Here is a 15,436-nt window from a genome sequence, read left to right as displayed (position 1 = left end):
TAGAAAAGTAATATGTTACAGCCATTATTACCAGTTAAACTAAATAAGGACGATGCGCCATATCAGACAGTGGAAGAACTGGCTGAAGTATTAAGACATGCTATTGATAATGGGGACATAAGAAATGTTGCCTTAACTGGTCCTTATGGCTCAGGAAAAAGTTCTATTATACTAACCTTGAAGGATGAATATGGTGAGTCAGAAGGATTTCATTATCTTCCTATCTCCTTGGCAACACTACAAGCAGACGAGGAAGAAGGCGATAATGACAATGATAATAAAAAAGACAAACAAGATGAGAAGTGGACAGAAACACTAAATAGAAAAATTGAGTACAGCATTCTCCAGCAGTTAATATATAGAGAAAAGGCTGAAACTGTTCCTAATTCAAGATTTAAAAGAATTGTTCATATAGAAAAAGATGATTTACAATATTACTCTATATGTGGAGTTCTTTTCATTCTATCATTTCTTGTTGTCTTTTTACCTAATAGCATCAATGTTTTTTATGACATTTTTCACTTAGTGTACCATAAAACATTGATTACTTTTTTCGCATCTCTTTATTTATTATGGGCTATATATCAGATTATAAAATATACCATAAAATCATATGCGAATTCTAAACTTAACAAGCTAAATCTTAAGGATGGTGATATTGAAATGAAAGAGGAAAACTCTATATTCAATAAGCACCTAGATGAAATTTTATACTTCTTTCAAGTAACACAATATAATGTTGTTGTTATAGAAGATTTGGATCGATTTGAAACAGAAAAAATCTATTTGAAATTGAGGGAATTGAGCCAACTGGTAAACGAATCAAAAATCGTTGGCCGTCATATTGTATTCCTTTATGCGATAAAAGATGATGTTTTTGTAGATGAAGCCAGAACGAAATTCTTCGATTATATCTCGACTGTTATTCCTGTTATTAATCCATCCAACTCAAAAGCCAAACTAAAGGAGGCTTTAAAAGACAGAGGATTCGATGATAACGAAATACCGGATGAGGATTTGTCTGAGATGGCATTCTTCATCCAAGATATGCGTATTTTGAAAAACATTGCTAATGAGTATAGCCAATACCGTTGTAAGTTGTATAATCCGGATAAAAACAATCTAAGTAGGACAAAACTACTTGCCATGATTGTTTACAAGAACTATTTTCCAAAAGACTTTGCCCAGCTGCATAAACGAGATGGGTTGGTGTACTCTTGCCTTGTTTCTAAAAACAAATTTATTGATGAAGCTCAAAAAACGCTTGATGTCAAGAAAGTAAAGTTGGAGGAGAAGAAGAAACTTGTTGACGAGAACAATCATCTAAAAGAGACTGATTTGCGCTATCTATTTTTGCTAGAATTACGTGAAAGCGTACATGGATTAATGCAAACAATAACGATAAACAATCAAGATTACACTCTGAAGCAAATAGCACAAAATAGAAACTTATTTAATGGTTTATATAATCTGACATCTATAAATTACCAGTATAATGCCCCTTTTTATGGGCGACAAAATCAATCTGCACAAATTAATGTAAATGCTATCAATAACAAAATGAAATTTGAAAGCAGATTGAGAGCAATTAAAACGACAGAAAAGACTATTATAAAAGAAGAAAAAGAACTTAAAAAAGAAGAACTCCAAATACAATCTCTGAAACTGAATGTACTTATAAAAAAGTATAATTTAGGGAACACCGAACTATACAGGAATCTGCATCTTTCACCATTGATGGATGTTTTTATTCGTCGTGGATATATTGATGAAGATTATTATGACTACATTTCATATTTTTATCCTGGAATGGTTTCTTTAGCTGATAGGGATCTCTTATTATCCATGAAGCGAGAAATTAAGCAAGCATATACCTATCATATTGACAAGATTGATAATTTCGTAAAGGAATTAAAAGACTATATGTTTGAAAGTGATGCCATTCTGAACAATGACCTACTTGACTATGCTGCAAGAAAAAAGGGTAGTTCATTATTTTTGCAAATGATGAGAAGAATAGAAAAGGAGGATGCACCATTGGATTTCTTGGCGCAGTATTATCTATTAGGTAAAAGACAGAAGGAAGTATTCACAGAGTTCGTAAATTGGAACAATGAATTATCATGGCATATGATAATGAGCCATGTTAACGATAAAGAACAATCATTACTTCAAGAGGCATGGCTAAAGTATAGTGATGAAACTACTTTGGAACAAGAAACATGGTTGAATAATAATTATGCTTTCTTGGCAAGTCGAGTTGACGTTATTGGCATGGACCAATGTAGAAAACTTGTTGATAATAGTATGTTCACAGAGCTGAATGACGAGAACAGCAATCTTTTGGATTATGTAGTAGAACAATGGCATTATGATATTAATGTGGACAACTTGTGTCTAATAATAAATCACCTAAAGAACGAATCTACAGTATCATCTGAGAACTTGAATTTAACAAAAGTCACAGAAACGAATAATGAAGAATTTGAAAACTGTGTAAAAGATAATTTCGTTAAAGTCTTTGGTTGCTTATCTTCAACATCAAAGGACGAATCAAATGAAAGTATTATTTACATTCTGAATTCAGAAGGTGTCGATGCTGACAAAAAATTACCATATTTAAATGGTCAAAAAGAAGTCCTTTCTTCTTTTGAAGGGGTTAATGAGACATCTTGGGAAATCGCCATCAAATCATTCGTTATACAACCAACTTGGAGTAATGTTGATGCATATTATAGCAAGAAAGGTTCACTGACTGATGATTTGATAAAATTCGTGGAACATTATCATCAAGAATTGGAAGAAAAATGTCAAGATGAAGTTGCTTCAAAACAAATTCTATTTGAAGGACTTCTATGCTCTAATGTCTTGAGCATAGAGTCTTTCCGCTCTGTTTGTATAGCTTTTGATTTGCAGTTCAATAATCATAAGGCATTGGCTAAGCTTGAACGAGAAAGACTAGAGATACTTCTTGAAAATGATAAAATCACTTTTTCAAAAGCAAACACTTCAATTTTGAAGAATACCGATATCTATTCTGAATACTTGATACATTATTCTCAAGAATTCATAGATACTTTGGATGCTTCATATCAATTAGATGAAGATACTGTATTCACGCTGATCAATAGTGATAGATTTACGACACAAGAAAAACGACGAATCATAGATGTGACGAATGAAGACATTCTATTATCGTCTTCTCTTGCTGATAAGGTTATTGAACTTTTGTTGGATTCAAATGATATAAGTCTTGACGAGCACATCTTAATAGGATTGCTTGAATCTTCATCAATTCATCGCAATAAATTATTACTTGTTTGTCAAATGCTAAAAGAAAATCAATATTCTATGAAAGATATTTCATCGTTACTAGCAACCTTGGGAGGCAAGTATGTCGAGATAGCTGAGCGTAGGAAACATCCTGTGATAGATAATAATGAAGATAATGTTGCATTGTTAAATCAATTGAAAAATCTTCATTTTATCTCTACAACATCTCCAGAAGATGATGGCATACGAATATATCCACCAACTAAACAAAATCAATAAAGATGAAGAATTTGCAAGATACAGACAACATCCCGATGCTTCAATCTCCGTTCGGGCAGCTAAGGGAGCTTGATGTTGATGGCAAGAAATTACGAAAATCATATAATAGGTGCTAACAATGATTTAATAATAAACAACATATGAGCGACGAACAGAAATATTCGATTCTTGGCTTGAATGAATACATACGCCAAGGTGAACCACAGAAGCGTGAGCGTAGCGAAGCTTGGAGGGTTGCTATTGGGCTTCAACAGGTTGATAGACTTCAGACTTCTGAATATCTGCTTGATACTGCCAAACGGCATATCGAGGGTGATATCAGTATCAATGAAGCAAAGCAACTTATCGACTCATACTACAAGTCTGCATCTGGACGAAAGGTTGTTGAGAATGACCGAACGGAAGAGGCAGACAAGGTGGCTGCACGTATCACGGAGTTGATAGAGGAAAAAACGTTCTCATTTACTCCTGCTCAGTTGATTTCTATACATCGCCGTTTGTTTGATGGTATTTACAAGTTGGCAGGGCGCATTCGTGACTATAATATTACGAAGAACGAGTGGGTACTTGGTGGCAAGACTGTGTATTATGCAAGTGCAGATACTATCAGCGACACTTTGAATTATGATATGGGGCAGGAACGCGAGTTCAGTTATGCTAACATGAATATTGACGATGCTATTCGTCATCTTACCCGTTTCTGTGCTAATCTATGGCAAGTTCATGCGTTTTGCGAAGGCAACACACGAACGACTGCCGTATTTATGATCAAGTACTTACGTACATTGGGCTTCAATGTGGTCAATGATGTCTTTGCTGAAAACTCGTGGTATTTCCGAAATGCGCTCGTTCGTGCCAACTATAGTGATTTGACAAATGGCATCACAGAAACAACAGAGTACTTGGAGAGGTTCTTTCGTAATATGTTACTTGGAGAGGAACATGACCTTAGGAATAGGATTATGCACGTTGATTGGAACAAAGTTGAGAACGAAACCATATCCCAAAGTGCAAATCATGAAGTTCAAAGTGCAAAAGCTGGCGAAGAACTACCTCCAAAGTGCAAAAATTGCACTTTGGAAGAAGTCGCTCTACTTCGCATAGTGCAAAAGAATCCATCTGTTACCCAAAAAGAGATTGCTGCTGAAATTGGAAAATCTGAGCGAACTGTCAAATCAATTACCATCGCGCTACAAGAGAAGAACATTCTACGTAGAGTGAATGGTAAAAGAAATGGCTATTGGGAAATCGTTGAAGATTCAATTTAATAAAAGTCATATAATGGAAGAACATAACAATCCAATTATAATATACCAAAGCGAGGATGGTAATACTCGCATTGAGGTAAAACTTGAAAATGAAACTGTTTGGCTTACTCAACAGCAATTGTGCGATTTGTATCAGACATCTTGCACAAACGTAGTGGAGCATATACAACATATTTATGAAGATGGGGAACTGGAAGAATCAGCAACCTGTCGGAAATTCCGACAGGTTCGTCAGGAAGGTTCCAGGATGGTCGAAAGAGAGTTGTCATACTCGTTATGTAGGTAGTGGTTATAGTGGTCATTGGGAAGTACTTGACAAAGAATAAAACCACCGTCGCGATTTGCGATAATAAAAAAGAGGTGCAGATTTGAAGTGAACCCAGAAAGTTTTTTGTCTAACTTTCGGGGTTCACTTCATTTTACGCCATCCTTTTCTGAAGTCTTTCCCGAAATCTTTTCCAAAACGACCTTTGTGAATAAAAAAGGATCAGCAATAATCAATTCTGGGATAATTCTCTGACGTTCTTATTTTTCTTTTACGCCATCTTTTACGCCACCTTTTGGATCATTTGCCTTTTAAGGAGCGTATTACTCATGTTACTGCTATTACTCATATTGATAAAATCTGAGCTATAAGTCTATAAAACATGAATTATAGCCCAACATATTACTCGTATTGACAAGTAATCCCTCTCTCTCATCAAATATCTGTCAATGTTGATGTTTTATCTCGCGCTTTTCTCTCATATATGTTCAATCTTAATGTAAAATCAACCGTTTTATATTGAAAAAGGTTAAATCTTTCTTTTATCTCATTTTTTCTTGTAAATTTGCCATCAATAATTGAACAATTTATGGCAAATCATTTCTCGGTGGTGTCACAACAAGTCCCAGCCTTCGGTGGCACAGTTGAATGAGATTGCTAACGTCCTAAATGTGGACGTCCGTACTTTGATGAATTCTAATTTGTAGTTAAATATGGCTATAACATACAAATTCTCAGGGCACAGCAAGTTAAATAAATGATATATGGATAAAAAGACATTGGAATTTGTGACATATTGCATCGGAAAACTTTCCGTACTGCTTCAACTGCCACAGAAAGAAATATACAAACGGCTGAAGACATCGGGCATATTGTATGACTATATCGTACCCTCATACGATGTACTGCACACATTCAGTTCCCGGTATCTGATGGAGGATCTAACCGAGTATATGAGGGAGAAAGGAGTGCTGCCGGCATGAGACTTTACCATTCATCAAACATGAGCGTTGAGCATCCTGACACAGAGCATTCACGCCTATATTTAGACTTCGGACGTGGATTCTATTTAACTTCGTTGTACGAACAGGCTGTGAAGTATGCCCAGCGTTTCAAAAGAAGGGGTCAGCCTGCTTGGCTTAATACCTATGAATTTACTTGCGACGAAACGCTTTGGAACATAAAACGTTTTGAAAGCTATGACAAAGAATGGCTTGACTTTGTTGCTGGGTGCCGTGAAGGACAGGACACAGGAAACTATGACATGATAATTGGCGGCATCGCAAACGACAGAGTCATTATCACACTCGACAGGTATTTCTCTGGCGAGATTTCCCAAGAAGAGGCTCTTGGATTGCTAAGATTTGAAAAGCCTAATATCCAATACTGTATACGTACAGACAGAATGTTGCAGGAGTGTCTAACATTTATAGGGAGTGAACAATTATGAGTGACGAAAGCAAACTGATATTGAGAAGTTCCCAATGTGCCAGAATCATTGTCTGCATAAGCGAGATGTTCGATGTGCCACTTGACGAGGCTACTGACATCTTCTATAGTTCGGAGACTGCAAGTATGATAGAGGATGGCATTGCTGATTTACATTGCCGTAGTGACAGGTATCTGGCTGGAGAAGTTTGGCGAGAATACCAAGAAAGTAAAAAAGAGACAGACGAAGATTAATCTATGAATGTAAGATATATTTAAGGAATCGCCACTATCAAGCGCCACCTTGCCAAAATGCCACATATTCGTTATGTAGGTAGTGGTTATAGCGGACATTGGGAAGTACTTGATAAAGAATAAAAACACCGTTGCGATTTGCGATAATAAAAAAGAGGTGCAGATTCATTGTCTGCACCTCTTTAATATATAATTAATCTATTTTTATTTCACCTCCTCAAAAACGACTTTAACTGACTATCAATGCGTTAGCACCGGATGTTGCACACATGTCGCAAAAACGGAAACAACCATTGATAATCAATATGTTACAAAATCACTACAAAGTGACAGATTTCTCCCCAAACAACCAAAAGAAAACACAGAAAAAATCACAAATCTGATGATTTTTCTTGATTCGGATGGGTTGTACATGGAAGAGGAAGATGCCTGCTCCATGATCACATTGCCCTTATTTTCTCCTGCGCGATGATAATCGCATCGTTGCAGAGGTCACGCTCCTGCTCATCCTCTACAGCATCAATAAACTTATCTGCCAGCCACAAGGTCAGCATCTTCTTTTCATCCTGATGCAGATATTCTGCAAGCTTGAGGACTTGCTCACGCTTTGCTCTTCTGTCACCACGCTCAATCTTACTGAACATCGGTGTGTCAATCTCTAAGAATGCTGCCAACTGTCGTTGCAATAAACCTTGCTCATCTCTGAGTTCCTTAATTTTATTACCAAATAACATATTATATCAATTTTTGCGTTCTTAGCATATTACTGGCAAGTTAGACTAGGCTTAACTTTGGATAAACCAATATCTTTACCAATTTGCCAATCTTTCAAAAGGGTTTGATTCTTTACTCGCTTTTATAGTTGAGAGTTCATTTTCAGCCTCATGCAATTGATTTTTTGTCACTTCCAATTCTTGCACTTTTAAATTAACGCAATCTTGTAGGCTTGATATTTTATTATGAAGAGAAGATATTTCTTTTTGAGCGAGAGCCATTTCTTCTTCTTTTTTCTCAATAGTCAAGTTGGCAACTTCTAATGCTTTTTCTTTTTCTTTAAGCGTCTTAGTTGTTTCTTTCAAAATTGATTTCAATGATTTTAGCTCATTAGAAAGATTACTCATTTCATCAGACTTTTCTGCAAGTTTTTTGTTCAGACTCTCAATTCTTTTATCTCTACGATCTAATTTTGAAGTCGTACTTGACAACTCTTTTCTTAATTGTCCTATTTGTGATGAAGATGATTTTAGCTCATTAGAAAGATTACTCATTTCATCAGACTTTTCTGCAAGTTTTTTGTTCAGACTCTCAATTCTTTTATTTCTACGATCTAATATTGAAGTCGTACTTGACAACTCTTTTCTTAATTGTCCTATTTGTGATGAAGATGATTTTAGCTCATTAGAAAGATTACTTATTTCATCAGACTTTTCTGCAAGTTTTTTGTTCAGACTCTCAATACTTTTATCTCTACGATCTAATATTGAAGTCGTACTTGACAACTCTTTCCTCAATTGTCCTATTTGTGAAGAAGATGATTTTAGTTCTTTGTCTAATTTGCTGATTCTGTTTTCTCTTGAACTTGCTTCCTGCTTCATCTTGTTGATTCTTCTTTGTTTTCTCATTGCAGTAATAGTCAGTGCAGCAAGAAGAATTAGAGCAGCCAATCCTATGCAAATAATAAGACCATAAGAGACGCGTATTTTCCCACTTACAATGAGACGGGAAAGCGTATCGATATTAACTAATAGTATATGCATAATTCTTATTCAAATAAGTGACCTTTAAACAAATAAATATCTTGAGTTGGACTATCTATACCAAAAACCCTAACAATGAGGTAAGATTTGCCCCGTTCTTTATCACATTCTTTTATCATCGACCACTCATTACTACTGATGGGCATGTTTTCTATATATCCTACACTAGTTGTGGTGGATTTAACTTCGATAAGCATTTGATGTCCGGTTTCTGTTTCAAACGAAATGTCGCATTCGCTATTGTAATTTGATTTGCAATAGTATGTTTTACCATTTACGACTACTTCCTTTTCATAGTCATCTTTGGTAGATATAGAAGGACAAACAGGTCTGTAACCCATAGCGACCAATTTCTCATAAACAATTATTTCACCTTTAAAGCCTGTTATCAAATTGCGTTCTTGAGCAGACTCATCAGGATGATAATCCAATGACACCTTAAGGTTTCCACTTACAGGTATTAGTTCATCTTCAATCAAAGACACGTCATATCCTTTATCTTTTAGATTTTGCTTAATGCCATCGATGTTTTCATAAAACATAATGAACAATTCACGCTCTTTTCCCTTTATCCCTAAGTATCTACATAGTGGTTCTAATAGTGGTTCTATATTTGCAGGTCGTAAATTGCCTATATAGTAGAATTCATTTTTATTACCAAATGTACGCTTCTCTATGACATCATCTGAATTGCCATAAGTCAACAGTATTTTGTCACAATGATAGAAATGGGTCTCATCTATCAAATTATTCAACCTTGATTTATTCTCGACATATTCAAGTTTTTCTCCATTTTCGCCAGTAGCAATTAAAGCCAACGGTGGTACTTTCCCTTTTAGAATCTGCTTAAGCTCTTCGCTCTCTTTCTTATCTTCAAATTCTGCTTTTATACTTTGGGGAGTAATAATTTTAACACCCATTAAAGCCAGCAATTCGACAACTTTATCCTTGTTAGATGGGTTGCCAATATAAACACGATTCTTAGACCCAAATCCATCCAAAGTTATATGGCTCAAAGTCGTTGGAGCGACGAACTCATTGTCTTTAGACAAAATAAGATTATTAGAGGCCCATTCAACAACTTTATATCTATTATTTGTTGACAGAGCATCTAGTTCGATGAGTCTTTGATACAATTTTGTTATTCGTTCTTTGTTTTGTTCTACATTTTCAGAATCATGTGACACCTGTGTTAGAATTGTAAAGCAGTCATCAATCCTAATTGTATTGCGTAGGCACAATAAGTTATTCCAACTTTCGTGGATGTCACCTTCAACAGCAATCACAGGCAAATATGAGCCTGCCAGATTTCTTATTTCCTCAGTATTGAGAAACAAATCATTTGGTTTTAACAAACAACCATTTGAAGAAGGAAAGCATTGAATGTTCTTAAAAGCCCATTCAATGAAATTCTCTTTATCTAAATCTCCAAACGTTCTTGAAGCATCCCAAGAACCAGCAGAGCCTTTAACTTCATCTGTTTGTGGAATGTATTCTTTTGTAAGAATAGAACTCCAAATCAACTTTTGAAATGAATGAGAGCACTCATTAGTAAGGATAAAGGGTGCATAGTAGATTAGGAAACTGCTAAATGAATAATAGAAATGCGTTCCCCAAGAACCAACATTATATTCCTTTTCAAATTTTGATTTAAGATCACTCAACAATGAATAATTCTTTGTATCTTTAAGCCTTACTTGACTTATTACTAATGAGCTATGAACTCCCATCTTCTTGAAAAATAGATTCCACTCTGTGGCATCCTCATTTTGGCTATAATCCTCAGATACATAAATATCTCCATCATACACTTTTTCTATATCAACATCAGGCTTATAAAAAGAACCTAAATAAAGGCTATTTGCTTCGGCTAATGTATTGTTCTTAGTTAAGAATTTGAGATTTGAAAAATAAGAGTCACCTATTTCTTCAAATATATTTATGTTTCTATTAATCTCGAACAAATAACGAATGACTTCAATAGAATTATCTTTTGTTACATATCCACTTTTGCAAATTACGTTCTTGATAAACGTCACATCTGACAAAGACTCTACACCTAATTTTGAAAGCCAATCAATAATTGCATTGTTTGATTCAATTAAATCATAAACATTCTGATTTAAAAGTTTAGCATCTTCAGCTAACTCGTTTTGCTCTTTATATGTCGAAGGGAAAAATAAATCACCGGGAATACATAATGAGGCCTTATCATCCAAAATAAATTGTGTAGACTGCAATATTGATACAAATTCTTCCTGTTCGGTTTTATTCTGCATATAATAGCCAAAAAGGAATTCAATAAGTTTAGCATTTAATTCTGGCGAAATATTCTCAAATGCCCGTTTGTCATCAAACAATTTTTTTAATTTCTGTTTGTCAAAGATAAAAACGCCATAGTCATTAAGGATTCTACTACCCTTCCAAATATTAGCAATTTGATTATTGTCTTCAAATGAACGTGAATATGTTCTATTAATGTGATTGACAAGGGCCTCTACTGAGATTGCATCAGAAATGCCCATCCTATCCATGAAAGCATCGGCTGCCAAGACTTTCTGACAAGAATCTTTCATACATGGAATAAATGCAATCTGACTAATTGCCTTTTCCATTTCATCTGCGTATATCTCTTCCAAAGAATTTCCTTTCCCATATGTTTTTTCCGGTAAAACTTCCCAGTAATTCTTGTAAGCAGTGGAAATCTCTTTCATCCATGTGAGATACTCGGAAGGAATTTTAGAAAAGATTAGTTTGTTCCATTCGGAATCTTTATGCAACTGTTGACGTCCTGCATCTGTGATGAAGTTCGCATTAACAAGAAAAGGGAATCCCTCTGAGCCAAAGCAAAATGAAGTAGGAAGATATGTATATACTACTGCTTGTTCTAAACGCTTGAGTTTTCCTTTTTCATCCAATGCCACAGCAAAAGACAAGTCGAAAGTATCGACATTCTTCAATTTGTCAGGCGTGTTTATATCAGCGTTTATCGTTTCCTTCAATTCAGGTGGTACCTGGACGTTTTTATTTGTATGAATCAGCCATCTACTTTCTTCCTTGCCATTAGTGGATAATACTACTTGGTTGTTCTGTTTCTGTTTTTCAATCCAGCACTTTGTCTTTCCATTACTTTCAAATGTCATACGAATATTATCACTCATTAAAAAGAGTAAAAACTGACTACTTGAAAGTAACTTCAAAATCTTTTGTTCTAACGAGTCGGTTCCATTTATCTTTATATATGTGGCAACATTATATTCATAGTTGCTTAACAAAATAGGTGGAGTGGTTTCAATTGGTATTATCTGCCAGGGCATCAAATATTTCTTATCTCTATCTCGTGTGCCAAAATCGTTATCATTCCAATGTTCATTCCAATAGTTATCCCAATGTGACTTATCGAATTTGAAACAATAACCACCAGACTGAACCGTGACATTTGTAGAGCACATAAAAACTGACTTAAAGCCAATCCCTTTATAGCCAATCTTTTTGACATCTTTCATTTTGTTGCCGTTTCCAACATCACAAAGGCCTTCTATATCACGTTCTGTAAACGCTTCACCATTATGAAGAAAAATGAAGTAACCATCCTTAATAATCATCTTGACATCAAGGATTTCCGATTCCTCATTGTGTGCATCGACAGCATTCTGCAACAACTCAAACACAAAACGTTCTTCTTCTGTGTAGATTCCAGAAGAAAGCAGGATTAGACTATTTGCTTGACTGGTTGCTTGATCAGGATGATTATAATTGCAACGCTTCTTTTGTAAATTCGATATGAAGTTAGATTTCATTTTACTTTAATATGCTATTTCATTATAAGCTCTTGTTTCCCTAAATGTAATCACTGGTGTCACCTTCTTCAAGGTTTCTTTGTCCACTATGGATGCAATTGGCATATTCTGGATAAACTCGGTCTTTATCCATTCATTATTCCATAGCGGCTCATCAAGATTCCCCATTACCAATTTACAGAGACGAAGTGAATATGGTGATGTTCCATTCTTCTTGTCTTGTGTATAGGTCATGTTCTGAAGCCAAAGTTGATTGTAGTCAGAGTTGGGCAGATTACAGAGTTTATTATAGACGAGATTTATAATGGATTGTTTTTCTTTCATGTCTTTAAGCGAATCTATCAGGCGGCTAATGATGCGAAGAGCATAGTGTGCACACCCCACATTTTCAAGGGCAATCTGAATGCAGATGGCAGACATCGCACGGATACTACCTCCTGGAATAAAATTTACTTCCTGATTTTTCTTGTCATCTGCTTTAATTAGATGACCATCTTCGTTTAACTCAACATCGCCCCACACAATACCTTCCGTTTTCTTTTTCTCATCATGTGGATGAAGCCATTCTTCTATTCGTTTGTCAATGTCAGACAGCATTATCTTTACAGATCCGCTATCGGGATATTGACGGGCAAACATTAAGATATAGAGTAAATGCTTCTCGTAGCTATCGAAGTCAACACCTTTCTTATTGAATATGGGTGTATTGTAGATGTAGGCAAGTTTGTCAGACTTAACAGCATCTGTCACTATGCTTTCGCTAATCTTTGTCTTCTGACTGTTCATGCGAAAATTCAGCCGTTCTAAAACCTGTTGAAGGGTGTAGGAGATGTCCTCAAGCACATCTTTATTGCTACAGAAGATACGGTAGTCATCACGATAGCGGATAATCTCGTAATCCGGAAAAGACTTGTATTGCTCCTCGTATTCCTTTGCCTTCTCTAGCAATGCTTCGTGCAATAAAAGGTCAGAGTAGCCAAGGACGATCTCACCTACAAAGTCAAATATGGCGCTACCTTGTGGAATACCAATGTTGCGACCTTGTTGGAATGCTCTTAGGTAGCTTTGGATGTTTTTTGCAATTAAACTGTCACCATCTTTTTCGTATGAAGTTCCTTTGAGCATAAATGCCCAATCGAATGTCTGAGGGTTGACAGATCCATAGCAGTTAGTGATATCCGTTACAAACATGTAGCGATATTCCAAAGAAAGTTCAATGGAACGTTGCTCCATGCTATTCCACCAATTGTTGATAGTCGTTGCCTTATGGAACGGCTCTTTCTCATTAGGGATGACAGGAATAGCACAAGATGTAATATGAGGGACATTGAACTTCTCAAATAAATCTTTTATTACTTGCCAGTTGTTTTCGCAACAAACCTCGCGCACAAGGAAGTAGTAGAGGAAAGGATTGGCGAGGATAATAGGACGAACGGCATAGCGTCCATCCTTGTTGAGCAGTATGTCAAGATTCACATCAGAGAGAGACTCTGGAGAAATGCCTTTTTGCAGACACTCCTCATAGGGAGTGATTCCGACTTTCTCGCGGACATACTTCAGAACTTCATCAAATGTAAAGTATTCCGGTAGTTCAAACCCATGATATTGTTCAGATTTCATGAAGAAGTCCATCGCTTCCTCATGATTCAAGGTTAATATATTTTTAGCGGCTTTGCTCATATAGGTATCATTAGCAATTATTCATTTGTAGAATTGTCAGATTTTGACCATAAAGATAGTCATAAAATTCGCAACACAAACAACATCACCTAAGATTCTTCGCTTTTTAGCTACATTTTAACAGTTGAGAGCGATTTGCAGATCCTTGTAGTCTTCGATGAGATTTAGGTCGATGCGACCAAATAGAAGCGGCTTTCCACCTGTATATAACTTCAGAAGTGCAAGTTCACGATTCCAATTGACTTGAATGGACTTGGAACTGTTCTTGTGTCGTTTCTCCTTCAGTTCTGCGAAATACTGAATGAAGTCGCACTTTGACCTTTCGTTTTGTGCAGCTTGCTCTGCCTCCGTATCTGTGTACAAAGTCTGATTGTCGTATTTGTGCTGACGGAAGTCACGTACTTTGTCGGCAAAGATGCAAGCCTCTTGGTCTTTTTGTGAGCGACACATGATGACTCCGTTTGTGTCACGCTTTGGCCGGTAGTATGCCTTGCCATCAGACAAATATTCTTGTCGAAGATAGGAGTGGTGATAAAACGACCGAGTGGCTCATGCTTACGCAGCGGTTTATCCTTGCCTGGCTCAAAGACTGGAAAACTTTCAATGAGCAATGACCACTGCTCTTTGTATTCGGATTTGCGGAGTATTACCTTGAATACCGTGCGCTTCATTGGAGTCTTCATAATTTGATAGATTTATAGAGTTTGTCGATTTCTGATTTTGGAGCGTAAACATAGTTACCTATCTGACGGGTAGGGATGGAGAACTTGCGGATATGCGCCCATACGGATGAATCATGAATTCTGAACTTCTTCGAGATTTCTCCGATGGTATAGCAATTCTCCGGTTCCATATTATAGGTCTTAGGAATGGGCTTCTGAGCTGCTTTCCTTACCTTTTTTCTTCTTGGATAACGCTGTTCAAGGTCGGCACGGTTCAACCTTAGTTGTTTTGTGCCAAGGTTGACAGCTGGAATCTTGCCTTTACGAATCTCGCGATACAATGTGTCTCGTTCAACGCAATAAACTGCAACGGCCTCCTGAACAGAAAGGAGCTCTCTGATGTCTGGAATTTCCTTAGCCAGCTGTTCATACTTTGCTTCTTTTGCCTCTCTATCCTTCTTTCTCTTGTAGGCAACATCTGAGCATTGTTTAGAACAATACACAGAGTCGATGGTGCGGATTTGGAATACTGCACCACAGATAGGACATTTCCTTCGAATCTCGTATTTTGCCTGAGCCATAAATGTTATATATAATAAGGTGTTACTACTATGTGTTGAACATCACCGACCAAAGTGTCGCGTTAACGATTTGGTGCAAATTTACAGTAAAAAGCCGAAAATCGGCAGAAAACTACAAAGTTTAACTAAAAGCAAAATCCCGTATAACTACTTGAGTTATACGGGATTTCTATAATTGCTTGTTATTT

The 15,436-nt window shown here is 36.2% G+C and carries 11 protein-coding genes and 2 pseudogenes; 7 read left to right on the top strand and 6 right to left on the bottom strand.

What is annotated here, in order from left to right:
- The first annotated feature begins 12 nt into the window (after positions 1-12).
- From L6469_RS06675 to L6469_RS06645, 7 genes and pseudogenes are all read left to right on the top strand, one after another.
- Entirely contained in the window at positions 13-3,552 is a 3,540-nt protein-coding gene (locus L6469_RS06675; RefSeq protein WP_006283324.1) for a hypothetical protein, read from the top strand.
- Between the two features lie 140 nt (positions 3,553-3,692).
- A complete protein-coding gene (locus tag L6469_RS06670; RefSeq protein WP_074802848.1) occupies positions 3,693-4,820 on the top strand; it encodes a Fic family protein in 1,128 nt (375 codons plus the stop codon).
- Positions 4,821-4,833: 13 nt separating this feature from the next.
- Positions 4,834-5,091: pseudogene (locus L6469_RS06665) on the top strand (cell filamentation protein Fic); the annotation flags it as partial.
- A gap of 593 nt (positions 5,092-5,684) precedes the next feature.
- Positions 5,685-5,792: pseudogene (locus L6469_RS06660) on the top strand (transcriptional regulator); the annotation flags it as partial.
- A 57-nt stretch (positions 5,793-5,849) separates the two neighbouring features.
- Positions 5,850-6,068, top strand: coding sequence for a DUF3791 domain-containing protein (locus tag L6469_RS06655; RefSeq protein WP_039870867.1), 219 nt, complete (start codon positions 5,850-5,852; stop codon positions 6,066-6,068).
- A complete protein-coding gene (locus L6469_RS06650) occupies positions 6,065-6,535 on the top strand; it encodes a DUF3990 domain-containing protein (protein ID WP_006283044.1) in 471 nt (156 codons plus the stop codon). Before L6469_RS06655 ends, L6469_RS06650 begins: the two co-directional genes overlap by 4 nt.
- On the top strand, positions 6,532-6,768 hold the full coding sequence (locus tag L6469_RS06645; protein WP_039870870.1) for a hypothetical protein: 237 nt from the start codon (positions 6,532-6,534) through the stop codon (positions 6,766-6,768). Before L6469_RS06650 ends, L6469_RS06645 begins: the two co-directional genes overlap by 4 nt.
- Positions 6,769-7,208: 440 nt before the next feature.
- Here the strand turns inward: L6469_RS06645 and L6469_RS06640 are convergent, their stop codons facing one another.
- The 6 genes from L6469_RS06640 to L6469_RS06615 form a co-directional block, all read right to left on the bottom strand.
- Positions 7,209-7,502, bottom strand: a complete 294-nt coding sequence (locus tag L6469_RS06640) for a helix-turn-helix domain-containing protein (protein ID WP_006283045.1) — start codon at positions 7,500-7,502, stop codon at positions 7,209-7,211.
- Between the two features lie 75 nt (positions 7,503-7,577).
- Positions 7,578-8,525, bottom strand: coding sequence for a hypothetical protein (locus L6469_RS06635; RefSeq protein ID WP_006283046.1), 948 nt, complete (start codon positions 8,523-8,525; stop codon positions 7,578-7,580).
- A 5-nt stretch (positions 8,526-8,530) separates the two neighbouring features.
- Positions 8,531-12,325, bottom strand: a complete 3,795-nt coding sequence (locus L6469_RS06630) for a sacsin N-terminal ATP-binding-like domain-containing protein (protein ID WP_006283047.1) — start codon at positions 12,323-12,325, stop codon at positions 8,531-8,533.
- Positions 12,326-12,331: 6 nt separating this feature from the next.
- Positions 12,332-14,005, bottom strand: coding sequence for an RNA-directed DNA polymerase (locus L6469_RS06625; RefSeq protein ID WP_006283048.1), 1,674 nt, complete (start codon positions 14,003-14,005; stop codon positions 12,332-12,334).
- 117 nt (positions 14,006-14,122) lie between these two features.
- Positions 14,123-14,455 (bottom strand): phage integrase SAM-like domain-containing protein, encoded by a 333-nt coding sequence (locus L6469_RS06620; RefSeq protein WP_006283049.1) that lies wholly within the window; start codon positions 14,453-14,455, stop codon positions 14,123-14,125.
- Between the two features lie 229 nt (positions 14,456-14,684).
- Positions 14,685-15,248 (bottom strand): helix-turn-helix domain-containing protein, encoded by a 564-nt coding sequence (locus L6469_RS06615; protein WP_006283050.1) that lies wholly within the window; start codon positions 15,246-15,248, stop codon positions 14,685-14,687.
- Between the last annotated feature and the right edge of the window lie 188 nt (positions 15,249-15,436).

Source organism: Segatella baroniae B14, from assembly GCF_022024235.1.
Taxonomy (GTDB): Bacteria; Bacteroidota; Bacteroidia; order Bacteroidales; family Bacteroidaceae; genus Prevotella; species Prevotella bryantii.
Note: the sequence above shows the minus strand (reverse complement) of the source record. Positions and strands in the feature narration are given on the sequence as shown.

Coding starts and splice junctions, on each gene's coding strand:
- L6469_RS06675 (WP_006283324.1), top strand. CDS start 13: ATGTTACAGCCATTATTACCAGTTAAACTAAATAAGGACGATGCGCCA.
- L6469_RS06670 (WP_074802848.1), top strand. CDS start 3,693: ATGAGCGACGAACAGAAATATTCGATTCTTGGCTTGAATGAATACATA.
- L6469_RS06655 (WP_039870867.1), top strand. CDS start 5,850: ATGGATAAAAAGACATTGGAATTTGTGACATATTGCATCGGAAAACTT.
- L6469_RS06650 (WP_006283044.1), top strand. CDS start 6,065: ATGAGACTTTACCATTCATCAAACATGAGCGTTGAGCATCCTGACACA.
- L6469_RS06645 (WP_039870870.1), top strand. CDS start 6,532: ATGAGTGACGAAAGCAAACTGATATTGAGAAGTTCCCAATGTGCCAGA.
- L6469_RS06640 (WP_006283045.1), bottom strand. CDS start 7,502: ATGTTATTTGGTAATAAAATTAAGGAACTCAGAGATGAGCAAGGTTTA.
- L6469_RS06635 (WP_006283046.1), bottom strand. CDS start 8,525: ATGCATATACTATTAGTTAATATCGATACGCTTTCCCGTCTCATTGTA.
- L6469_RS06630 (WP_006283047.1), bottom strand. CDS start 12,325: ATGAAATCTAACTTCATATCGAATTTACAAAAGAAGCGTTGCAATTAT.
- L6469_RS06625 (WP_006283048.1), bottom strand. CDS start 14,005: ATGAGCAAAGCCGCTAAAAATATATTAACCTTGAATCATGAGGAAGCG.
- L6469_RS06620 (WP_006283049.1), bottom strand. CDS start 14,455: ATGTGTCGCTCACAAAAAGACCAAGAGGCTTGCATCTTTGCCGACAAA.
- L6469_RS06615 (WP_006283050.1), bottom strand. CDS start 15,248: ATGGCTCAGGCAAAATACGAGATTCGAAGGAAATGTCCTATCTGTGGT.